Origin of the sequence: Lachnoanaerobaculum sp. MSX33, from assembly GCF_000512995.1 — a bacterium.
Classification (GTDB): domain Bacteria; phylum Bacillota; class Clostridia; order Lachnospirales; family Lachnospiraceae; genus Lachnoanaerobaculum.
The window spans coordinates 255,507-276,358 of sequence record NZ_AZXX01000062.1 but is presented as its reverse complement, the minus strand read 5'-3'; the positions used below and the strand labels follow the sequence as shown (position 1 = coordinate 276,358).

Here is a 20,852-nt window from a genome sequence, read left to right as displayed (position 1 = left end):
AGAAGAACTGTATGAATGCGAAGACTGTAGTGGATGTCCATATGCAAAGAAATGTAAGAAGACAGATAAGAATCGAACCGTTCGGATCAATCAGGAACTAACTTCTATGCATCAGGAAGTAATCGAAAACCTGGAAAGTATCCACGGTGCGTTATTACGAATGAATCGTTCGATACAAGCAGAAGGTACTTTCGGAATTATGAAAAGCGACCGTTGGTACAAGAGAATTGTCCGAAGAGGTATTCATTCAGTCAAACTGGAAGTTTTACTCGTGGCGATAGGCCATAATTTATATAAATATCAGAAAAAAAAGACAAGAAACAGAACTGCCGCATAGATTCAAAAAAAGAATTTCTATGAGGTAGGGGAAGTGCGCTTTTTTTGTGTATGATTTCAGTCATCTATACACAATAAGTGCAAAAAGGGAGATGCGAAAAAACTCAATCGAGTTTTTTCACATCCCCATATTTTATAAATGTAAAGTTTCATTTGGTTTTAAACAAATCTTACCCTATTAGAGATATTTTCTTTTTCCTTAGGATCCGGTTCTGCTACGATTCCTCCAAAAGGCATTTGTGCGATTGATTTCCATGACTTAGGAACTTCAAACATTTCTTGCACAAGGTTGTCAATTACAGGATTATAGTGCTGTAAGTTTGCACCGATTCCAAGCTCCCTAAGAGCTGTCCAGATATTTATTTGCAACATACCGTTTGCTTGATTAGCCCAAACAGGAAAGTTATCTGCATATGTCGGGAACTTTTTTTGCAGTGCCGCTACAACTTCTTCATCATAAAAATAAAGTATTGTACCTGCTGCAGCCTTAAATCCGTCGATTTTTTCACGAGGGACCTTGCCCTCAAAGGTATCAAATATTCTATCCCAAAGCTCATCCTGTTTCTTATCCATAACTACAAGTACACGAGCACTCTTCATATTAAAGGCATCAGGTACAAGTTCGGTGATTTCTTCAACGACCTTTTTTACTTCATCATTTGATACCGGAAGTGTTTTGTTTAGATTATAGTAAGTCCTTCTTTGTTTTAAATTATCTATAAGTTTCATAAAATCTCCAATCTATTCCTATATAATAAATATGTATGTAATATGGAATGTCTGATTATTATAGTCTATTTTTTAATTATTTTAAAGTAAGATACTTTTAATATATAAAACCGGATTTTTATTTTCGGTTTGTGATACAATATAGTTGTTACCATATATGTTGTTTGCATGGAATAAAGGAGGGAAGTATGGAGTTTATAAAAAGGCATAGAAGGTTTCTTATAAATACACTTATCTATATCATTTCTTTTGTTGTAATTGTTATTCCTATGGATATGTGGATATATAAGGGATTAAACCTTTATAGGCTGGGAAAAAGTGCGGTTTATGTTTTTGGAATATGGTTCGGCGTATCTGCAATAATTGCCGCTGTAAATTATTATGAAAATAAGGATAATAAATGAAGGCGAAGATTTTATGTTTTAACTGACAACTCAAGAAGTTGAGGAATTTTCAAGGTGCAAAATTTCACCTTGTACAGAGGTACCGGACGATGGAGTAATATTAAGTACAATCCTTATGCCTTTACTGAACAGGGGATTTATATGCTTATTACTGTATTAAAGGGTGACCTTGCATTAAGGCAAAGTAGAGCTTTAGTTCGTACTTTTAAACAAATAAAAGACTACATTGTAGAAAATTAAGAAATGTATAACAAGCTAACATGCGTAAAATTGACAAGTTCATTTATCTGAACATATAAAGCTTATATTAGAAAATATGTAATTTAATTAAGGAGGACTTTGATGGAAAATTTGGAGAATAAAAAAATATACAGATTTAAAAAATTTTTAGGATTCTTGGGATTGTTAGGTTTTTTAGGATTTTTAGGATTTGTATTTGATTATGTAGCATTTTTTCATTTTTTTGGTTTTTATTGTTTTTTTTCATTTTTTTTTGTGAATGATACGCAGAGTATTAAGAATAAAGATGACAAAAGACATACTTTATACAGAGGTGTTTTGGCAGTTATATTTACAGCCAATATAGTTATAACTAACGGTGAATATATCCATGATAAATATGCGGCTATGACTATTTTAATCAACGTAGCTTTTGCTATAGCCGTAATAGTGGATACTATTATTGAAAAAAGTTGAATGTAGTTGAAGTTGAGTTAGTGTTTATTGAGTTTGTACTTATACAATAAAAAACACCGGCATGTCAGGTGTTTTATTGTATTAGCTCAGAGCCACATCCAGTGCCATCATCACTGTAAATCCGAAGGCAAATAATATAACTCCTATATTTGAATGTTCTCCTTCACTCATTTCGGGGATAAGTTCCTCTACTACAACATACATCATAGCTCCTGCCGCAAAGCTTAGAAGATATGGCATTACAGGGATAAAAATCTTTGATGCTCCAAGCATTATAAAAGCTGCAATAGGTTCTACCGCACCTGAGAGTATACCGTAGAACAGTGCTTTCATTTTGCTCTCTCCTTCCGCATGAAGAGGCATGGATATAATGGCACCCTCAGGGAAGTTTTGAATTGCAATACCCAGAGAGAGTGCAAGAGCAGCCCCTGCAGATATACCTATAGTTCCGTTTAAAAATCCTGCATATACTATGCCGACTGCCATTCCCTCAGGTATGTTGTGAAGAGTTACTGCAAGTACCATCATAGTTGTTCTTGCAAGCTTGCTTTTTCTACCCTCAGCTTCATTTGCATACATATGTAAATGGGGAATTATATGGTCAAGACTCAGCAAGAACAAAGTTCCGAGCCAAAAGCCTATAAATGCCGGAAGAAAGCTGAGCCTGCCTGCACCGGACTCTTCCATCTGTTCAATAGCCGGGATGATAAGACTCCAGACTGATGCGGCCACCATAACACCTGCAGCAAAGCCTGTCAGTGCTCTTTGGACACTTCTGCTCAGTCCGTTTTTCATAAAAAGTACACCGGCCGCACCTAATGATGTACCTATAAAAGGAATAAAAATTCCTTGTATTGCTTCATATAACATAAATACACCTCCTATATTAGATTTATATAAATTTGATTGTACACTATCAATATATACATATGATAACATTTATAAATACAAATGGCAATATATAAACTTAAAGAATGTACTACTGTATAAATGTTTTATAATAACTTATCTCACTTGATATGTTAAATCCCAAGTCTGTGTATATTTTATAAGCAGGTGTATTTTCCAAAAGCAGCTGCAAATGAATCTTTGTTTTTCCTATATTCTTTAAAAATAAAAGGATAGCTCTCATAGACATTTTTCCAAGTCCTTTGTTTTGATACTCCTCATATATATTAAAACTGTGAAAATAAATATCACCAACATCAAAGTTAAAAGTATAAAAACTGAATGATCCTATTTCTTCGTCCTTATAATAAATATAGAAAATGTCATCATCTTCCTCATAAATGTCGATATCGGTTATCACATTGCAGGAATATGTGGACAAGTCAAGCTCCATCATAGTTTCAGTACATTCATAGTCAAATGAAAGCTTTTTTGCACATTCAAGTGCAGATGAATAGTTTCTTTCGCATATAAAAGAAAGCTCTGTACCGGCTTTCAAATCAGTATAAAGGTAGTCTAAAACAGCTTTGAAATAACCTTTTTTTCTGTTATCTACATCTGTAAAAGCTATTATCTCATAAATATTATTATCTATTTCAAATAAAGCCGAAACAGACATAAGGTTTTTGCTTTCATAACAGAGATAATATACACATCTTTCATCACTGAAATCAAAATAAAGCGGAAGGTGATACTCTTTGTCCTGGGCCTCAACTATGGAATTTATTTGATTTATCATATTTTCTGATAAATCTCTCGTTTTTATTATATTCATGGCAATCTCCAAGCGTGCATTTATTGAAATAATACGGGTATATGTGTTATACTTTTAAAAACATAATTATGCCCAAAGGGCTCTTAGGAGAAAATATGATTGCAAAACTTATTGAAAAAATCAAGCAAACAAATGCCCCTATATGTGTAGGTTTAGATCCGCTTATTTCGCATATACCGGATTATATACTGGATGAGAAGATAAAGAAATACGGAAAAACTACAAAGGCTATAGGAGAAGCTTTCTTTGAGTTCAACAAAGAGATAATTGACAAGACCTATGATCTTATTCCTTCGGTAAAACCTCAGATAGCTATGTATGAGGAGTTTGGTATAGAGGGAATGATTGCCTACCAAAAAACAGTCGAGTATGCCAAGGAAAAGGGTTTACTTGTTATCGGTGATGCAAAAAGAGGAGATATAGGTTCAACTTCACTTGCTTATGCAAAGGCACATATCGGAGTAAGTGATGTATTGGGCGGAAAAATAGTAGGATTTGATACGGATTTTGTAACTGTAAATCCATATCTAGGTACAGACGGTGTGAAGCCCTTTATAGATGTATGTAACAGTGAGAATAAGGGTATATTTGTACTTGTAAAGACTTCAAATCCTTCAAGCGGTGAATTCCAGGATCAGCTGATAGACGGAACACCTCTTTATGAACTTGTAGCAAAGAAGACCTGTGAATGGGGTGCTATGAGCATGGACGGAAATTATTCAAATGTAGGTGCCGTAGTGGGTGCAACATATCCTAAGATGAGTGCAATACTTAGAGAAAAGATGCCGAATACTTTCTTCCTTGTTCCGGGATACGGTGCACAGGGTGGAACAGCCGAGGATTTAAAGCCATGCTTTAATAAAGACGGACTTGGTGCTGTAGTAAATTCTTCAAGAGGAATCATAGCCGCATATAAGCAGGAAAAATATGCTTCACTTGAGTTTGGAGATGCGGCAAGAGCGGCTGTAAAGGATATGATAACAGATATAAACAGAGTTTTATAAAGAGAAGTGAAATGACAAAGATAATGGATAATGGGAAGGTACTTTCCCAGGATGAACTGAGTAAAGATATTTATTCGATTTGGATAAAGACAGATATAGCAAAGACCACAAAGCCGGGACAATTTGTAAATGTATATACAAAGGACCCTTCAAAGCTTTTACCGAGACCAATAAGTATATGCGAGGTAGGTAAAGACTCTATAAGGCTTGTGTACAGAGTTACAGGTGAAAATGCCGGAACAAAGGAATTTTCAAACTTAAAAACCGGAGATGATATCAAAGTTTTGGGGCCTCTTGGAAACGGCTTCCCTACAGATTCAAAGTCTACTATCCTTATAGGAGGAGGTATAGGAATACCTCCGATGCTTGAAACCGCAAAGCAGACAGAGGGTGAAAAGATAATTGTACTGGGATTTAGAAACAGTGATACTTTCCTTGCAAATGAACTTGAAAGCTATGGGAAAGTATATATTGCCAGTGAAGACGGAAGTATAGGCACAAAGGGTAATGTACTTGATGCAATAAGAGAAAATAACTTGAGTGCAAAAAGGATTCTTGCCTGCGGACCTACTCCGATGCTTAGAGCTATAAAGAACTATGCGGATGAAAACAATATCGAATGTTTCCTGTCATTGGAAGAGAAGATGGCATGCGGAATAGGTGCATGTCTTGCTTGTACATGTAAGTCAAGTGATATTGACAGCCACTCCAAAGTGAAAAATAAAAGAGTTTGTACTGAAGGGCCCGTATTTAATGCTTCGGAGGTGGAACTATGATAAATACAAAAGTAAAGATTGCAGGAGTGGAGTTTAAAAATCCTGTGACGGTTGCAAGCGGAACCTTCGGACATGGTGAAGAGTTTGCAGACCTTGTGGATATCAACAGACTCGGTGCGGTGACTACAAAAGGTGTTGCAAATATCCCATGGGAGGGAAATCCTACACCCAGAATTGCGGAAGTCTATGGAGGTATGTTAAATGCTATCGGCCTTCAAAACCCCGGAGTTGATACATTTATTGAAAGAGATTTGAAATTCCTTAAAGAAAAGGATACAAAGATAATAGTAAATGTCTGCGGAAGAAGTGTTGAGGATTATATTGAAACCGTTGAAAGACTATCAGATGAGGATGTGGATATGTTTGAAATCAATATATCCTGTCCTAATGTATCACATGGGGGTATTGCTTTCGGTACAAATGTTGAGAGTGTAAGTGAGATTACAAAGCAGATGAAGGCCCATTCAAAGAAACCTATTATCATGAAGCTTTCACCGAATGTTACAGATATAACAGAGATTGCAAGGGCAGCCGAGGCTGCAGGAAGCGATGCGCTTTCACTTATAAATACAATCACCGGTATGAAGATAGATATCAATAAGAGATGCTTTGCAATAGCAAATAAGACAGGCGGAATGTCAGGACCTGCCATTAAGCCGATTGCTCTCAGAATGGTATATCAGGTGGCAAATGCTGTTAAGATTCCTATAATAGGTATGGGAGGTATATCTACTTTTGAGGATGCCATAGAATTTATGCTTGCAGGTGCCACAATGGTAAGTGTTGGAACAGCAAATTTTATAAATCCCAATGCAAGTATTGAGATAGCTGAAGGTATTGAGAAATATCTTGAAAATAACGGATTTAAAGATGTAAACGAGATTATAGGTTTGGTAAAATAAACCTTTGAATGGAGAATTTATGGAAAACTACAAAAAAGAATTTATTGATTTTATGATAGAATGTGAAGTTTTAAAGTTCGGTGACTTTGTGACAAAGAGCGGAAGAAAGACTCCGTTCTTTGTTAATACGGGATTTTACAGAAGCGGAGCACAGCTTAGTAAGCTCGGAAAGTATTACGCAAAGGCTATAAGAGGTGCTTTCGGTGATAAATTCGACATCCTTTTCGGACCTGCATACAAGGGTATTCCTCTCAGTGTTGCAACATCGATGGCACTTAGCGAAGAAGGTGTGGATGTAAAATACTGTTCAAACAGAAAAGAAGTAAAAGATCATGGAGATACAGGCATTTTACTCGGTTCACCTATTAAAGACGGGGATAAAATCGTTATAATCGAGGATGTGACCACAGCGGGAACATCTATCGAGGAGACTCTGCCTATTATAAAGGCACAGGGAAATGTAGATGTACTCGGTCTTGTAGTAAGTGTGGACAGATGCGAAAGAGGACAGGGTGAGAAGTCCGCACTTGTGGAGATAAGTGAAAAATACGGTATAAAGACTACAGCCATCGTTACAATGAATGAAGTTGTAGAGTATCTTTATAATAAAGAAGTGGGCGGAAGAATTATCATAGATGATAAATTAAAGGCCGCCATAGATGATTACTACAAGATTTACGGAGTAAAATAAAATCCGGCGGAGGAAAGATGGAAAAGACATATAAACTTATGAAATTCTGTGGTGGAGCAGGGATTGCTATCGGTGTGATAATGATAGTTGTAGGTGTTGCTACAGGTGTTATGTCCATTGTAAACGGAGCAAGACTGCTGGCAGGAAAGAAACATATAGAGTTTTAATATGAATAAACTTGGCACTAAGTTTAGATTCATAGGGATGATTTTTTTTATAATATATCTTTTGGTATTATGCTATTTTCTCTTTTTTGCAGAGGCATTCGGAAGAGGAATATCTTTTGAAGCACATGGTTACAATACCACACCTTTCTTTGAGATAAGAAGATATATTGATAATTTTGATAAACTTGGTATGATAACGGTGATGAATCTGGGGGGTAATGTACTCGCTTTCATGCCCTTCGGATTTTTCAGACCGATAATCGGCAGAAGAAAAAATGCGTTTTTCAGGACTTTGATTCAGGGCTGTCTGTTTTCACTTATGGTGGAAGTTATACAGCTTTTGACCAATGTAGGAAGCTTTGATGTGGACGATATTATACTTAATACATTGGGAGTCTTTCTGGGATATATTATTTTTATTCTGTTTAAACTTATCATATGGAGACGGGAATGAGTTTTTTTAAAAAAAAGAGAATAGGAATTCCTTTTAGAAGAGAAGAAAATATTTTGGACTCCGACATATTTTTATCGGCAGAGGACAAGGTCAAGTTTGCTACAAGTAGAAAAGATATGGTCGACTATATGAGACGACCTTTTGCAAAGGATGCAAAATTTGCATTGTTTATGGATATAGTTGCCGTGGTACTGCTTGTTTTTGCAGTAAGAAAAGTGATAGAAAATCAGGGTGCACCAAGTACCCAGGTATCCGCTTTTGCACTTTGTTCATTTCTGTTTGCAGCGGCGGGATTTTATTATTCGCTGAAATCTTTTAAACAGGGAACGGCCAGGAAATCACTTTCGGTGATTACTACAATAATTGGAGGAGTTTTATTTTTACTATGGTTTATGATATTTATTCTTGGGATAGCAGGCTGATAGTAGAGAGAATAAATTTGGCAATGGAGAGAATTTCTCAGATAAAATCTGAGAAAGATATCAGATTTGGTGAATTTTTCTTGAAACTCTCAAGCTTTTTGGAACAAGTAAATGATTTAAGAATAAAAAGAGATACGGGAGAGTTTGAAAAGCAAAGCTTTGAAGAACTTAATATATCTCAAAATGAACTTTTTTATGATTTAAAAGAGGAAAACTATGATACATCCGTATACAATCCGGATGTATTGGAGAAGCTTTGTGACAAGGAGTTTGTGTCACCGCTTTTAAGCCTTTCTTTTGAGGTAAGAGCTGCACTTATAACAGTATTTGAAGGAGACCTTGAAGGATTTGTCAATATTTTGGAGCTGTTTTTACAGGTATACGGTATATGCCTTGAGGGAGGAGATGCCAAGGAAGTCTCCGAGGCTGTTTATTGGTACGCTTCAGACTATCTTGATATTACAGCAAGAAAAAAGATAATAGAAAGCTTCACTACTTCCAACAGATTTTTTTATAATATAATTATGAAAGATGATCTTTCCGATCTTAGATATCTTTTTAAATTCGGAGAATACATCGGTGAAAACGAGATAAAAACCGCAAAATACCTTAATTCACTTGATAATGATACTGTCAGACTGTGTGCAAAAACTTTTGTGGACGGCTACAGAGACGGTTTTATTGCAATGCAAAAGGATATCTCAAAGAGAAGTATTGTATCTTTGATATATCGCATCGGATTTGAGAGAATCGTAAAAGAAGCCGTTATACTCTTTGAAGATATGGGCTTTGAGGTAGTGCTTGACAGAAAGCCTTACAGACTTGCCGATATGTCACATATCAGAAATAGAGGCATCTGCAGTGGCGGTGTAAACAGACAGTTTGTGTACGACCACAAGTATGATATGAATATCTTTACAAAGAAGGCATATCTTGACAGAAAATATGAGATAAGCAAGCAGACATTTGAAGAGATAAAGGAAAATATGGCACTCTACGGTGGTCCTGCATTGATGGATGCATTCGGTGACACTGAATTTTTGCCTGTAAAGAAAAATTCTGCAAATTCATTTGTTGAAAAGCAGAATAATTTGATGAACAATTACAGAAATGATATGATGCTTTTACAGGATGAGTATATAGATACTTCAGGTACCGCATTCTGTATTATTGCATGGCCTCTTCCAAGTATTGCAAATAAGCCGGAGGTTTATTCAAATATATTTGATGATATTATAAGAATAAATACTTTGGATGCCGGCAAATATAAAGAAGCGCAGCAAAAAATTATAGATGCCCTTGATAAGGCCGACACTGTAAGAGTTATCGGAGGTAAGAATAATAAGACGGATCTTACCATAAAGCTTCATGAGTTAAATGATCCTTCCAAGGAAACTAATTTTGAAAACTGTGGAGCGGATGTAAATATTCCGGTAGGTGAGGTTTTTACATCTCCTGTACTTGAAGGAACAAACGGTACACTTTTTGTTAAGGATGTTTTTTTGGCAGGATATCATTTAAAGAATCTTTGCATAACTGTAAAAAACGGTATGATAGAGGATTATATCTGTGAGAACTTTGAGACAAGAGATGACAACAGAAGAATGGTTGAAGATTCCATCTTAAAGGGACATAAGTCTTTACCTATGGGCGAGTTTGCCATAGGTACAAATGTGGTGGCTTATAATGTAGCTAAGAAGTATGACATTTTTGAAAAAATGCCTATTTTGATTGCTGAAAAAATGGGACCTCATTTTGCATTCGGAGATACATGCTATTCACATGATGAAGAAAATGTTTCTTACAATCCTGACGGCAAGGCTATTATTGCCAGAGACAATGAATGCTCTATAAAGAGAAAGACAGATATCAAGAGCGCATATTTTAATTGTCACACAGACATTACAATCCCTTTGGTTGAGCTTGGGGATATCTATACAAATGAACCTGACGGTACAAATACTTATATTATCAAAGACGGCAGATTTGTGCTTGAGGGCAGTGAAATATTGAACGAATAAAGAAATCCATAGGCTTTGTTTTACAAATTATTTTGTAAAACAAAGCCTATGGTTGGTTATACAATAATATTATTTTTCACAATGGAGGTAAGTATGGTTGAGGTTGCTATAGTTATGGGAAGCGATTCGGATTTGAATGTTATGAGAGCCGCCGGAGATTTCCTAAAAGAGATGGGTGTGGAATATGAATATAATATCATTTCAGCACACAGAGAGCCCGACATTTTCTTTGCATGGGCAAGAGATTTAAAGAAAAGAGGAATCAAGACGGTAATAGCAGGTGCGGGAAAGGCGGCGCATCTTCCGGGAATGTGTGCGGCACTTACACCGCTTCCTGTAATAGGAGTACCGATAAAGACTTCGGATCTTGGCGGTGTGGATTCACTATACTCTATAGTTCAAATGCCGGGAGGAATCCCCGTAGCAACCGTAGCGATAAACGGAGCAAAAAATGCGGGAATACTTGCAACAAAGATACTTGCCTTAAGCAATGAAGAGCTTTTTGATAAACTTGAAAAATTCAGCGACAGCATGGCTAAAGAGGTGGAAGCCAAGGATAAAAGATTAAAAGATGTGGGAGTTGATACTTTTTTGAAAGGCTGATTACTATAATTTCAGTTCTTTCTTCTTTGTATAGTTGTTTTTGTTTTGTATATTGGAGGTAATATGGATTACAAGAGTGCCGGCGTGGATATTGAAGCAGGTTATAAGGCGGTTGAGTTGATGAAGCGGCATGTAAAGGCTACTATGAGACCGGAAGTCCTTGGAGGACTTGGAGGTTTTTCAGGAGCGTTTTCTTTAAGTAAGATAAAGAATATGCAAGAACCTGTTCTTTTATCCGGAACCGACGGAGTGGGAACAAAGCTTAAACTGGCCTTTTTAACGGATAAGCATGACAGTATAGGTATTGACTGTGTAGCTATGTGTGTGAATGATGTGGCCTGTGCAGGCGGTGAACCACTGTTTTTCCTTGATTATATAGCTTGTGGAAAAAACGATCCCGAAAAAATAGCAACTATTGTAAAAGGTGTGGCGGACGGATGTATACAGTCGGGAGCAGCACTTATAGGTGGTGAAACTGCAGAAATGCCGGGATTTTACCCTGTAGATGAATACGATTTGGCAGGCTTTTGTGTGGGTGTTGCCGACAAATGCGATCTTATTGATGGAAAAGATTTAAAGGCAGGAGATGCTTTGATAGGTATTGCTTCAAGCGGTGTACATTCAAACGGATTTTCTTTGGTAAGAAAAGTTTTTGATATGACAAAGGAAGCCTTGGATACCTACTATGATGAACTTGGGAAAACTTTGGGGGAAGCACTTTTGGCACCTACAAAAATATATGTGAAGGCACTTAAAGCTGTAAGAGATAAAAACATAAAAATAAAAGCCTGTTCACATATTACAGGTGGAGGATTCTATGAAAACATTCCAAGAATGCTTATTGAAGATACTAAAGCTGTGGTAAGAAAAGACTCCTATGAAATACCGGCTATATTCAAACTTATGGCAAAGACAGGTGATATCAAAGAAGAGATGATGTACAATACCTTCAATATGGGACTCGGAATGGTGATAGCCGTTGATAAGTCTGATGTATCAAAAACGCTTGAAGCACTGAAGTCTTCAGGAGAGTCGGCATATGAAATCGGATATATAGAAAAAGGAACAAAGGGAATAGAGCTTATATAAAGGAGCAACTATGTTTGATATTGTATGTCTGGTTTCGGGAGGCGGAACCAATCTTGCCGCAATTATAAAAGCAATAGAAGAAAAACGGATAAAAAATGTAAGAATAAAAGCCGTTATATCAAATAATAGTGATGCATATGCCTTGGAGAGAGCAAAAAATGCAGGAATAGATGCAAAATGTATATCACCTAAAAACTTTTCAAACAGAGATGAGTTTAATAAGGCATTGCTTGAGGAACTGAAAATGCTTAATCCGGATTTGATAGTACTGGCAGGCTTTTTGGTAAATATATCGGAGGATATAGTAAAAGCTTTTCAAAATAAGATAATAAATATTCATCCTTCCTTGATTCCTAGTTTTTGCGGTAAAGGCTACTATGGATTGAAAGTTCATGAGGCTGCATTAAAAAGAGGGGTTAAGGTAACGGGAGCCACAGTGCATTTTGTAGATGCAGGGATAGATACCGGCAGGATAATAATTCAAAAGGCCGTGGAGGTTCATGCAAAAGATGATGCAAAGTCATTACAAAAGAGGGTAATGGAAGAGGCTGAATGGATTATTTTACCTGAGGCTATTGAAAAAATTGCAAATGGAGAGAGCTTATGAAGATTTTAGTAGTAGGTGGAGGCGGCAGAGAGCATGCCATAGTTAAGAAATTATCCGAGAGCAAAAAAAGACCGGAAATTTATGTGGCTCCGGGTAATGCAGGCACGGAAGATATTGCAACAAATGTGGCAATATCGGTTATGGATTTTAAAGCTCTGACAGACTTTGCAAAGAAAGAAAAAATAGATTTAACGATTATCGGAATGGATGATCCGCTTGTAAAAGGTATAGTGGATTGCTTTGAAGCCGAAGGACTTAGAGTATTCGGGCCGAGAAAGAATGCCGCCATACTTGAGGGTTCAAAGGCTTTCTCAAAAGACCTTATGAAAAAGTATGATATTCCTACAGCCGGATATGAAAACTTCAGTAACCCGAAAGAGGCCATGAAGTATCTTGAAAATGTCAAATACCCTATAGTACTTAAGGCTGACGGTCTTGCACTTGGAAAGGGTGTGCTGATTTGTAAGGATAAGTCTGAGGCGATATCGGGAATAGAGGAGCTGATGACCAAAAAATCTTTTGGAGATGCCGGAAATACCATCGTTATAGAAGAATTCTTAGAGGGAAGAGAAGTCAGCGTACTGTCTTTTGTTGACGGAAAGCACTATGCACTTATGACTTCGGCACAGGATCATAAAAGAGCCAAGGACGGTGATGAGGGACTTAATACCGGAGGTATGGGAACTTTCAGTCCAAGTCCCTTTTATACTGAAGAAATAGATAAGTATTGTAAGGAACATATTTATCAAAAAACTGTGGATGCTATGAGAGCCGAGGGCAGAGAGTTTAAAGGTATAATTTTCTATGGACTGATGCTTACAGATAAAGGGGTAAAGGTACTTGAGTACAATGCAAGATTCGGAGACCCTGAAACTCAGGTAGTACTTCCTAGAATGGAAAATGATATCATAGATGTTTTTGAAGCCTGTATTGACGGAACTTTGGATAAAATCGAGCTTAAATTTGAGAACAATGCCGCAGTTTGTGTTGTACTGGCAAGTGAAGGCTATCCGCTTGAGTATGAAAAGGGAAAGAAGATAAGCGGATTTGAAAATTTTAAGGATAGAGACGATTTATACTGCTTCCATGCAGGTACAAAAAGGGACGGAGCTGATATAGTTACAAACGGAGGCAGAGTCCTTGGAATTACCGCCAAGGCAGCCACGCTAAAAGATGCAAGAAAAAAGGTTTATGAAGCAACAAAACTTGTGGATTTTGAAAACAAGTATATGAGAAATGATATCGGTATAAGTATACTTGACAACGATTGACACGGTAGTTTGTATTTGTTAGACTAATGAGAAAAAAGTAATAGAAACTGCATTGAATCGCAGAGGCGTTCAATGTGTATCCGGCAAAAAAGGAGAAAAACCATGGCAAGGATCATAGGTGAAGGCATCACATTTGATGATGTACTATTGCAACCGGCATATTCAGAAGTTATAGGAAATCAAATTGATATTTCTACATATTTAACAAAGAATATTAAATTAAATATTCCTTTGATGAGTGCAGGAATGGATACTGTTACAGAACATAGAATGGCTATAGCTATGGCCAGACAGGGCGGAATCGGAATTATTCATAAAAATATGAGTATTGAAGAGCAGGCACAGGAAGTTGATAAGGTAAAGAGATCGGAAAACGGAGTTATTACAGATCCTTTCTATCTTTCACCAAAGTATACACTTTCAGATGCCAATGAGCTGATGGCAAAGTATAGAATCTCAGGGGTTCCGATAACGGAAGGGAAAAAGCTTGTAGGTATTATTACAAACAGAGATTTAAAATTTGAGGAGGATTATACAAAGAAAATATCCGAGTGTATGACAAAAGATAATCTGGTTACGGCGCTTGAAGGTACTACTTTGGATGAGGCCAAGAAAATACTGGCACATGCCCGTGTAGAGAAGCTTCCTATAGTGGATAAGGACGGTAATCTCAAAGGGCTGATTACAATAAAAGATATAGAAAAGCAGATAAAGTATCCTAATTCAGCCAAGGATTCTCAAGGAAGACTGCTTTGCGGAGCCGCACTTGGAATTACAGGAAATGTACTTGAAAGATGTGAAGCTCTTGTAAATGCAAAGGTGGATGTTGTGGTACTTGATTCGGCACATGGACATTCCAAAAACGTAATTGACTGTATAAAGGCAATTAAGGAAAAATATCCGGATTTACCTGTTATAGCCGGAAATGTGGCAACAGGTGAGGCTACAAAAACACTTATTGAAGCAGGGGCGGACTGTGTAAAGGTCGGCATAGGACCCGGGTCCATCTGTACCACAAGAGTTGTTGCAGGTATAGGTGTACCGCAAATCAGTGCAATAATGAATTGCTATGCTGTGGCAAAAGAGTATAATATACCTATAATTGCAGATGGAGGAATCAAATTTTCAGGTGATATTACAAAGGCATTGGCGGCAGGCGGAAATGTATGTATGATGGGTTCGCTTTTTGCGGGATGTGATGAATCACCGGGAGACTTTGAATTATATCAGGGTAGAAAATATAAAGTTTATCGTGGTATGGGATCTCTTGCGGCTATGGAAAAAGGCAGTAAGGACAGATATTTCCAGACAGATGCTAAAAAACTTGTACCTGAGGGAGTAGAAGGAAGAGTGGCATATAAGGGACTTGTGGAAGATACCGTATTCCAGCTGCTTGGAGGACTCAGATCGGGTATGGGATATTGTGGAGCGAAGGATATAAAGACTCTTCAGGAAACTTCGGAATTTATAAAAATAAGTGCCGCATCCTTAAAAGAGAGTCATCCTCATGATATCCATATAACAAAAGAAGCACCGAATTATTCATCGGAAGATAACTAAAAAATAAACATAAGGGGGATACAAGATGAATGCAACATTAGTGGTTATGGCGGCCGGTATCGGCTCAAGATTTGGCGGAGGCATAAAGCAATTGGCACCGGTAGGGCCAAACGGTGAGATTATTATGGATTATTCCATATATGATGCGAAGGAAGCAGGATTTAATAAAGTTGTATTTATAATCCGTCATGATTTGGAGAAAGATTTTAAAGAAATCATCGGGGACAGAGTAAAGAAATATATAGATGTGGATTATGCTTTTCAGGATCTTAACGATTTGCCGGAAGGATTTGAATGTCCGAAAGAAAGAAGCAAGCCATGGGGAACAGGTCAGGCGTTGCTTTCTGTAAAAGGCATTGTAAATGAACCTTTTGTAGTAATAAATGCGGATGATTATTACGGAAAAGAAGGCTTTAAAGTAATATATGACTACATGGCAAATAAGATGGACAAAAACAGCAAAAAGCTCGATCTGTGTATGGCAGGCTTTGTACTTAAGAATACTCTCTCAGACAATGGCGGAGTTACAAGAGGAGTATGTAAGGTCGATGCAAACAATAAGCTCGCCGATGTGACAGAGACCTTTGAGATTGAAGTAAAAGACGGGGTATTAAATGCTGTAGATGAAAACGGTAATAAAAGAGATGTAAATCTTGATGATATTGTTTCCATGAATATGTGGGGACTCACACCTGAATTTCTTGATATTTTGGAAGACGGTTTTCCGAAGTTCCTTGGCAGCATGACAAATGAGTTGAAAAATGAGTACTTATTGCCTTCAGTAATAGATGAAGCAATCAAGTCAGACAAAATCAGCGTGGAAGTATTAAAGAGCCATGACAAGTGGTTCGGAGTAACATATAAGGAAGATAAGGAGATTGTTGTTAATTCAATAAGAGCCTTAGTAGATAAGGGAGTTTACCCTGAGAAAATTTTTGATTAAGAGGAATTTATGACAAAGCTTAGAACATTGATAATGGGACATAAGAACCCGGATACGGATTCAATCTGTGCGGCTATAGGTTATGCCGATCTAAAGTCCAAAACTGAAGAGGGGGAGTTTTTACCAAGGCGTGCCGGCGAAATCAATGAGGAAACCAAATTTGTACTTAATTACTTCAAGGTTAAACCGCCTAAGCTTACTGAAAGTGTGAAAACTCAAGTAAAAGATGTTGAGATAAAGCATACAAAGGGTGTTGATAAGAATATATCATTTAAAAAAGCCTGGGCACTTATGCAGGAACGCGATGTGGTGACTTTGCCTGCGGTAAACGGTGAAGGTGACCTTGAAGGAATAATATCAGTCAGTGATATTGCAAATTCATATATGAATATATATGACAGCAGAATACTTGCAAAAGCAAATACAAGATATTCAAATATTATAGAAACCATTGAAGGAACTTTGGTAGTCGGTGATGACAAGGCCTATTTTAATTCGGGTAAAGTAGTTGTTGCAGCAGCAAATCCGGATATGATGGAATACTATATAGAAAAGGATGATCTTGTAATACTTGGAAACAGATATGAGATGCAGCTTTGCGCCATTGAGATGGGTGCGGCCTGTATTATAGTTTGTGAGGGTGCCGGTGCATCCATGACTATAAAGAAGCTTGCAAAGGATCATGGAACCACTATAATTACTACGGCCTATGATACATTTACCGTAGCAAGACTTATAAATCAGTCAATGCCTATAAATTACTTTATGAAAACCGAGAATCTTATAACATTTGAAAATGAGGATTATCTGGACGAAATAAAGGAAGTAATGGCGAATGTAAGACATAGAGATTTCCCTATTCTTGATAAAAACGGAAAATATCTCGGAATGTTTTCAAGAAGAAACCTTCTCGGTGCCAAGGGTAAGAGAGTAATTATGGTGGATCATAATGAAAAGAGTCAGGCGGTGGACGGTATAGAGCATGCAAATGTACTTGAAATAATAGACCATCACAGACTGGGTACCGTGGAGACTATAGGGCCTGTTTATTTCAGAAATCAGCCTCTCGGATGTACATCTACAATTATTTATCAGATGTACCATGAAAAGGGAGTGGAGATTCCAAAACAGATTGCGGGGCTTCTTTGTTCAGCTATTATATCGGATACTTTACTTTTCAGATCGCCTACATGTACGGAAGTTGATAAGGCTGCAGGCCTTGACCTTGCAAGAATTGCAGGTATTGATATAGAAAAGTATGCAAACCAGATGTTTGCATCGGCAAGCAATCTTACAGGTAAGACCGATGAGCAGATTTTCCATCAGGATTATAAGACATTTGCACTTGGAAAAATTAATATAGGAATAGGACAGATCAGTTCCTTGAATGAGGAAGAGTTAAGAGATATTGAAAACAGACTCCTGCCATTCCTTGTAAAGCTTCATGAAAGCAGCACAGAGGATATGATGTTCTTTATGCTTACCAATATATTGGAGCAGTCAACAAGACTTATATGTGTCGGTCCGGGTGCGATGGCTCTTGTAATGAAGTCATTCAGAATCGAAGAAGGCGTTTACGAGATAAATGATTCAGGTGTAATAGAGCTTGCTTCGGTGGTATCAAGGAAAAAACAGCTTGTACCGAGTCTTGTAATAGGAATACAGATGTAGGAGAGATATGGGGAAAAAAACTAATATTACATTAATCGGTATGCCTGCATCAGGTAAGTCTTCAGTCGGTGTGGTTTTGGCCAAGCGACTTGGTAAAAAGTTTGTAGACACCGATATCGTTATTCAGGAAAAATATGGAAAGCTCTTAAAGGAACTTATAGAAGAGCATGGTGATGAAGGTTTCAGAGAAATTGAGGATGAGGTAAATGCCGGACTGGATTTGGACAATTGTATCATATCGCCGGGAGGCAGTGTGGTATATGGTGAAAAAGCCATGCAGCATTTAAAAGAAATCAGTGTTATTATATATCTGGAACTTTCATACACTGCAATAAAGTCAAGACTTGGCGACTTAAGAGAGAGAGGAATTACTTTAAAAGAAGGACAAAGTTTAAAGGATCTTTACCTTGAAAGAGTTCCGCTTTATGAAAAGTATGCCGATATTACAGTCAATGAGATGAAAAAATCATTGGCAAAGACTATTGATGAAATCTGTGAGAGATTGGGTGAAAAGCCGAAAAAGAGAAGAAACTTCAAGAGTAAGAGAGTTCCTTTCGCTCCTAAAGATAAGCAGGAAAAAAATCCGTCACATAAGAGTGGTACGGCTAAGAGTATCAAAGATAAAATTATCAAAGACAAGAATACTAAAGACAAGAACTTTAAAGACAAGAACTTTAAAGATAAAAACTTTAAAGACAGATTCAGTAGAGAAAAATCCGATATAGCGAATAACAATAAAGCTAAAGCAAACAATATTCAAAGAAAAAATATAAAGAAACACTTTAAGAAAAATGAGAATTGATTTTAAACCCGGAAATATGCTATACCCCGTACCGGTGGTAATGGTAAGTTGTGCAGACTCTGAAGGAAGAAGCGATATAGTTACTGTGGCGTGGACAGGTACAATATGTACCAATCCTCCCATGGTTTATATTTCTCTTAGACCAAGCAGATATTCATATGATATAATAAAAAAGTCCGGAGAATTTGTTATAAATCTTACAAATGAAAAGCTGGCAAAAATAGCGGATGAATGCGGTGTAAAATCAGGCAGAGATATTGATAAATGGAAAGTATTAAAGATAGAGCAGTTGCCATCAAAGGTGGTAGCTGCTTCATCTATTAAAGAAAGTCCGGTTTGCATTGAATGTAAAGTTGAAGATATCATTGAGCTTGGTTCACATCATATGTTTATAGCAAAAGTGGTTGCTGTAAATGTAGACGCAAAATATATGGATGAAAAAAACAAATTTGACCTGACAAAAGCTGACATGGTAGTATATAATCATGGAGAGTATATTGGACTTTCAAAGGTACTTGGTACCTTCGGTTATAGTGTAAGAAAGAAAAAAATAAGAAAATAAGGTAAACTCGGGAGGCATCTTTTGAAAAATATTAAATTTAATGATATAAAGCACATATATTTTTGCGGTATAGGCGGTATAAGTATGAGCGGACTTGCAAGAGTACTTTTTGAAAAGAACTTTGAAGTGAGCGGCTCGGATACAAAGGCTAATAACAGGACAAAGGATCTTGAGGACAGAGGTGTAAAAATATTTGTAGGTCAAAAAAGTGAGAATATCAGTGATGATATAGATTTGTTTGTATATACTGCCGCCATACATAAGGACAATCCTGAGTTTATTGCGGCTAAAGAAAAGAATATAAAAATGATGACCAGAGCTGAGCTTCTGGGATATGTAATGTCAAAATTTAAAGAGAGTATAGCAATAAGCGGTACACATGGAAAGACCACAACAACTTCCATGTTGTCATATATATTACTGGATACAAAGCTTGACCCTACAATCTCTGTAGGAGGTATCGTAAAGAAGATAAAAGGAAATATTTATATAGGCAAGGGTGACACATTCGTTACGGAAGCTTGCGAATATACCAACAGTTTCCTTGAGTTATATCCTACAGTAGGTGTTATATTGAATATCGAAGAGGATCATCTGGATTTCTTTAAGGATTTGGATGAGATCAGAGACTCTTTTAAGAATTTTGTAAAAAATACAAGCCCTAAGGGTTGTATAATAATAAACGATAAGATTACAAATAACAGAGAGATTACACAAGGGTATGAAGGTAATATAGTAAGATACGGAACAGAAAACAGTGACTGCTATGCTACAAATATAAGATATGATGCTTTGGGGTATCCGACATTTGACCTTGTACATAAAGAAGAGACATATGAGAATGTAAAACTTTGTGTAGGAGGAAACCACAATATATACAATGCCTTAGCTGCTATTTGTGTTGCCTTTGAACTTGGAGTAAGTATCGAAGATATAAGAAAAGGACTTTCGGAGTTTAAGGGTGTGGACAGAAGATTTGAGGTCAAAGGAAAGCTTGACGGCATCACAATAGTTGATGACTATGCACATCACCCAAGTGAGATATCGGCTACATTAAATATTGCGAAGAGATATCCTCATGAAAGACTTGTAGTGGTATTCCAGCCACATACATATACCAGAACGAAAGCATTTTTTGATGATTTTGCCAATGTATTAAAGAATGTGGACGAGGTTATAATTGCAAAAATTTATCCTGCAAGAGAGAATGACAATCTCGGTATGAGTTCAAATCTTCTGTCAAAAAGAATAAATGAACTGGGTGGAAATTCTACAAGTTTTGAGACTTTTGATGAGATAGAAAATTATCTGTTGGAGGAGCTTAGAAAGGGTGATTTACTGATTACCATGGGTGCCGGAGATATATTAAGAGTGGGCGAGTTTTTACTTGGGAAATAATTTATAAAGATATAGATTTAA

The 20,852-nt window shown here is 36.9% G+C and carries 24 protein-coding genes and 1 pseudogene; 22 read left to right on the top strand and 3 right to left on the bottom strand.

What is annotated here, in order from left to right:
* A partial coding sequence (locus tag HMPREF1495_RS14335) for a transposase (RefSeq protein ID WP_034213271.1) occupies nucleotides 1-337 on the top strand: 337 nt, incomplete at its 5' end.
* 158 nt (nucleotides 338-495) lie between these two features.
* On the opposite strand, the gene HMPREF1495_RS07305 is transcribed toward HMPREF1495_RS14335, so the two are convergent.
* Entirely contained in the window at nucleotides 496-1,065 is a 570-nt protein-coding gene (locus HMPREF1495_RS07305; RefSeq protein ID WP_034213268.1) for a nitroreductase family protein, read from the bottom strand.
* 188 nt (nucleotides 1,066-1,253) lie between these two features.
* Here HMPREF1495_RS07305 and HMPREF1495_RS07300 point away from each other — a divergent pair, with 188 nt between their 5' ends.
* The 3 genes and pseudogenes from HMPREF1495_RS07300 to HMPREF1495_RS07295 all read left to right on the top strand — a co-directional run bounded on the left by HMPREF1495_RS07300 (nucleotide 1,254) and on the right by HMPREF1495_RS07295 (nucleotide 2,165).
* A complete protein-coding gene (locus HMPREF1495_RS07300) occupies nucleotides 1,254-1,469 on the top strand; it encodes a hypothetical protein (RefSeq protein ID WP_034213265.1) in 216 nt (71 codons plus the stop codon).
* A 4-nt stretch (nucleotides 1,470-1,473) separates the two neighbouring features.
* A pseudogene (locus HMPREF1495_RS13615) lies at nucleotides 1,474-1,706 on the top strand (ORF6N domain-containing protein); the annotation flags it as partial.
* Between the two features lie 105 nt (nucleotides 1,707-1,811).
* The gene (locus HMPREF1495_RS07295; RefSeq protein WP_034213263.1) at nucleotides 1,812-2,165 is read left to right on the top strand and encodes a DUF3796 domain-containing protein; all 354 of its coding nucleotides are present in this window, start codon (nucleotides 1,812-1,814) and stop codon (nucleotides 2,163-2,165) included.
* A gap of 81 nt (nucleotides 2,166-2,246) precedes the next feature.
* On the opposite strand, the gene HMPREF1495_RS07290 is transcribed toward HMPREF1495_RS07295, so the two are convergent.
* Both HMPREF1495_RS07290 and HMPREF1495_RS07285 read right to left on the bottom strand, forming a co-directional pair.
* On the bottom strand, nucleotides 2,247-3,035 hold the full coding sequence (locus HMPREF1495_RS07290) for a ZIP family metal transporter (RefSeq protein WP_034213260.1): 789 nt from the start codon (nucleotides 3,033-3,035) through the stop codon (nucleotides 2,247-2,249).
* A gap of 109 nt (nucleotides 3,036-3,144) precedes the next feature.
* Nucleotides 3,145-3,888: a GNAT family N-acetyltransferase gene (locus tag HMPREF1495_RS07285; protein WP_034213257.1), complete on the bottom strand. Its 744-nt coding sequence runs from the start codon at nucleotides 3,886-3,888 to the stop codon at nucleotides 3,145-3,147.
* Nucleotides 3,889-3,983: 95 nt separating this feature from the next.
* On the opposite strand from HMPREF1495_RS07285, the gene pyrF reads away from it, so the two are divergent.
* The 18 genes from pyrF (at nucleotide 3,984) to murC (ending at nucleotide 20,831) form a co-directional block, all read left to right on the top strand.
* Nucleotides 3,984-4,892 (top strand): orotidine-5'-phosphate decarboxylase, encoded by a 909-nt coding sequence (pyrF, locus tag HMPREF1495_RS07280; RefSeq protein WP_034213253.1) that lies wholly within the window; start codon nucleotides 3,984-3,986, stop codon nucleotides 4,890-4,892.
* A gap of 11 nt (nucleotides 4,893-4,903) precedes the next feature.
* Nucleotides 4,904-5,668, top strand: coding sequence for a dihydroorotate dehydrogenase electron transfer subunit (locus tag HMPREF1495_RS07275; protein WP_034213250.1), 765 nt, complete (start codon nucleotides 4,904-4,906; stop codon nucleotides 5,666-5,668).
* Nucleotides 5,665-6,570: a dihydroorotate dehydrogenase gene (locus HMPREF1495_RS07270; protein WP_034213247.1), complete on the top strand. Its 906-nt coding sequence runs from the start codon at nucleotides 5,665-5,667 to the stop codon at nucleotides 6,568-6,570. Before HMPREF1495_RS07275 ends, HMPREF1495_RS07270 begins: the two co-directional genes overlap by 4 nt.
* Before the next feature lie 19 nt (nucleotides 6,571-6,589).
* Nucleotides 6,590-7,261 (top strand): orotate phosphoribosyltransferase, encoded by a 672-nt coding sequence (pyrE, locus tag HMPREF1495_RS07265; protein WP_034213245.1) that lies wholly within the window; start codon nucleotides 6,590-6,592, stop codon nucleotides 7,259-7,261.
* Between the two features lie 17 nt (nucleotides 7,262-7,278).
* A complete protein-coding gene (locus HMPREF1495_RS13900; protein WP_007593505.1) occupies nucleotides 7,279-7,428 on the top strand; it encodes a hypothetical protein in 150 nt (49 codons plus the stop codon).
* A gap of 1 nt (nucleotide 7,429) precedes the next feature.
* Nucleotides 7,430-7,882, top strand: a complete 453-nt coding sequence (locus HMPREF1495_RS07255) for a VanZ family protein (protein ID WP_034213243.1) — start codon at nucleotides 7,430-7,432, stop codon at nucleotides 7,880-7,882.
* Nucleotides 7,879-8,304 carry a hypothetical protein gene (locus HMPREF1495_RS07250; protein ID WP_034213242.1) on the top strand — a complete coding sequence of 142 codons (426 nt, stop codon included), beginning with the start codon at nucleotides 7,879-7,881 and terminating at the stop codon, nucleotides 8,302-8,304. Before HMPREF1495_RS07255 ends, HMPREF1495_RS07250 begins: the two co-directional genes overlap by 4 nt.
* Nucleotides 8,268-10,325 (top strand): aminopeptidase, encoded by a 2,058-nt coding sequence (locus HMPREF1495_RS07245; protein WP_034213240.1) that lies wholly within the window; start codon nucleotides 8,268-8,270, stop codon nucleotides 10,323-10,325. The genes HMPREF1495_RS07250 and HMPREF1495_RS07245 overlap by 37 nt, the downstream gene beginning before the upstream one ends.
* A 93-nt stretch (nucleotides 10,326-10,418) precedes the next feature.
* Nucleotides 10,419-10,928: a 5-(carboxyamino)imidazole ribonucleotide mutase gene (gene purE, locus HMPREF1495_RS07240; RefSeq protein WP_007593497.1), complete on the top strand. Its 510-nt coding sequence runs from the start codon at nucleotides 10,419-10,421 to the stop codon at nucleotides 10,926-10,928.
* A gap of 63 nt (nucleotides 10,929-10,991) precedes the next feature.
* A complete protein-coding gene (purM, locus tag HMPREF1495_RS07235; protein ID WP_034213237.1) occupies nucleotides 10,992-12,017 on the top strand; it encodes a phosphoribosylformylglycinamidine cyclo-ligase in 1,026 nt (341 codons plus the stop codon).
* Nucleotides 12,018-12,027: 10 nt separating this feature from the next.
* Nucleotides 12,028-12,624 carry a phosphoribosylglycinamide formyltransferase gene (gene purN / locus HMPREF1495_RS07230; RefSeq protein ID WP_034213234.1) on the top strand — a complete coding sequence of 199 codons (597 nt, stop codon included), beginning with the start codon at nucleotides 12,028-12,030 and terminating at the stop codon, nucleotides 12,622-12,624.
* Nucleotides 12,621-13,895, top strand: coding sequence for a phosphoribosylamine--glycine ligase (gene purD / locus HMPREF1495_RS07225; RefSeq protein WP_034213231.1), 1,275 nt, complete (start codon nucleotides 12,621-12,623; stop codon nucleotides 13,893-13,895). The genes purN and purD overlap by 4 nt, the downstream gene beginning before the upstream one ends.
* 102 nt (nucleotides 13,896-13,997) lie before the next feature.
* Nucleotides 13,998-15,455, top strand: coding sequence for an IMP dehydrogenase (gene guaB, locus HMPREF1495_RS07220; RefSeq protein ID WP_034213229.1), 1,458 nt, complete (start codon nucleotides 13,998-14,000; stop codon nucleotides 15,453-15,455).
* Between the two features lie 25 nt (nucleotides 15,456-15,480).
* Nucleotides 15,481-16,398, top strand: a complete 918-nt coding sequence (locus HMPREF1495_RS07215; RefSeq protein WP_007593485.1) for a nucleotidyltransferase family protein — start codon at nucleotides 15,481-15,483, stop codon at nucleotides 16,396-16,398.
* Nucleotides 16,399-16,407: 9 nt separating this feature from the next.
* Nucleotides 16,408-18,069 carry a putative manganese-dependent inorganic diphosphatase gene (locus HMPREF1495_RS07210; RefSeq protein WP_034213228.1) on the top strand — a complete coding sequence of 554 codons (1,662 nt, stop codon included), beginning with the start codon at nucleotides 16,408-16,410 and terminating at the stop codon, nucleotides 18,067-18,069.
* Between the two features lie 7 nt (nucleotides 18,070-18,076).
* Nucleotides 18,077-18,871, top strand: coding sequence for a shikimate kinase (locus HMPREF1495_RS07205; RefSeq protein WP_034213227.1), 795 nt, complete (start codon nucleotides 18,077-18,079; stop codon nucleotides 18,869-18,871).
* Nucleotides 18,861-19,433 (top strand): flavin reductase family protein, encoded by a 573-nt coding sequence (locus HMPREF1495_RS07200; protein ID WP_007593482.1) that lies wholly within the window; start codon nucleotides 18,861-18,863, stop codon nucleotides 19,431-19,433. Before HMPREF1495_RS07205 ends, HMPREF1495_RS07200 begins: the two co-directional genes overlap by 11 nt.
* Nucleotides 19,434-19,454: 21 nt before the next feature.
* Nucleotides 19,455-20,831, top strand: a complete 1,377-nt coding sequence (murC, locus tag HMPREF1495_RS07195) for a UDP-N-acetylmuramate--L-alanine ligase (RefSeq protein ID WP_034213224.1) — start codon at nucleotides 19,455-19,457, stop codon at nucleotides 20,829-20,831.
* The last annotated feature ends 21 nt before the right edge of the window (nucleotides 20,832-20,852 follow it).

What these genes read in the sequence shown, in the direction of transcription:
- HMPREF1495_RS07305 (WP_034213268.1), bottom strand. Translation starts at nt 1,065, where the DNA reads ATGAAACTTATAGATAATTTAAAACAAAGAAGGACTTACTATAATCTA.
- HMPREF1495_RS07300 (WP_034213265.1), top strand. Translation starts at nt 1,254, where the DNA reads ATGGAGTTTATAAAAAGGCATAGAAGGTTTCTTATAAATACACTTATC.
- HMPREF1495_RS07295 (WP_034213263.1), top strand. Translation starts at nt 1,812, where the DNA reads ATGGAAAATTTGGAGAATAAAAAAATATACAGATTTAAAAAATTTTTA.
- HMPREF1495_RS07290 (WP_034213260.1), bottom strand. Translation starts at nt 3,035, where the DNA reads ATGTTATATGAAGCAATACAAGGAATTTTTATTCCTTTTATAGGTACA.
- HMPREF1495_RS07285 (WP_034213257.1), bottom strand. Translation starts at nt 3,888, where the DNA reads ATGAATATAATAAAAACGAGAGATTTATCAGAAAATATGATAAATCAA.
- pyrF (WP_034213253.1), top strand. Translation starts at nt 3,984, where the DNA reads ATGATTGCAAAACTTATTGAAAAAATCAAGCAAACAAATGCCCCTATA.
- HMPREF1495_RS07275 (WP_034213250.1), top strand. Translation starts at nt 4,904, where the DNA reads ATGACAAAGATAATGGATAATGGGAAGGTACTTTCCCAGGATGAACTG.
- HMPREF1495_RS07270 (WP_034213247.1), top strand. Translation starts at nt 5,665, where the DNA reads ATGATAAATACAAAAGTAAAGATTGCAGGAGTGGAGTTTAAAAATCCT.
- pyrE (WP_034213245.1), top strand. Translation starts at nt 6,590, where the DNA reads ATGGAAAACTACAAAAAAGAATTTATTGATTTTATGATAGAATGTGAA.
- HMPREF1495_RS13900 (WP_007593505.1), top strand. Translation starts at nt 7,279, where the DNA reads ATGGAAAAGACATATAAACTTATGAAATTCTGTGGTGGAGCAGGGATT.
- HMPREF1495_RS07255 (WP_034213243.1), top strand. Translation starts at nt 7,430, where the DNA reads ATGAATAAACTTGGCACTAAGTTTAGATTCATAGGGATGATTTTTTTT.
- HMPREF1495_RS07250 (WP_034213242.1), top strand. Translation starts at nt 7,879, where the DNA reads ATGAGTTTTTTTAAAAAAAAGAGAATAGGAATTCCTTTTAGAAGAGAA.
- HMPREF1495_RS07245 (WP_034213240.1), top strand. Translation starts at nt 8,268, where the DNA reads ATGGTTTATGATATTTATTCTTGGGATAGCAGGCTGATAGTAGAGAGA.
- purE (WP_007593497.1), top strand. Translation starts at nt 10,419, where the DNA reads ATGGTTGAGGTTGCTATAGTTATGGGAAGCGATTCGGATTTGAATGTT.
- purM (WP_034213237.1), top strand. Translation starts at nt 10,992, where the DNA reads ATGGATTACAAGAGTGCCGGCGTGGATATTGAAGCAGGTTATAAGGCG.
- purN (WP_034213234.1), top strand. Translation starts at nt 12,028, where the DNA reads ATGTTTGATATTGTATGTCTGGTTTCGGGAGGCGGAACCAATCTTGCC.
- purD (WP_034213231.1), top strand. Translation starts at nt 12,621, where the DNA reads ATGAAGATTTTAGTAGTAGGTGGAGGCGGCAGAGAGCATGCCATAGTT.
- guaB (WP_034213229.1), top strand. Translation starts at nt 13,998, where the DNA reads ATGGCAAGGATCATAGGTGAAGGCATCACATTTGATGATGTACTATTG.
- HMPREF1495_RS07215 (WP_007593485.1), top strand. Translation starts at nt 15,481, where the DNA reads ATGAATGCAACATTAGTGGTTATGGCGGCCGGTATCGGCTCAAGATTT.
- HMPREF1495_RS07210 (WP_034213228.1), top strand. Translation starts at nt 16,408, where the DNA reads ATGACAAAGCTTAGAACATTGATAATGGGACATAAGAACCCGGATACG.
- HMPREF1495_RS07205 (WP_034213227.1), top strand. Translation starts at nt 18,077, where the DNA reads ATGGGGAAAAAAACTAATATTACATTAATCGGTATGCCTGCATCAGGT.
- HMPREF1495_RS07200 (WP_007593482.1), top strand. Translation starts at nt 18,861, where the DNA reads ATGAGAATTGATTTTAAACCCGGAAATATGCTATACCCCGTACCGGTG.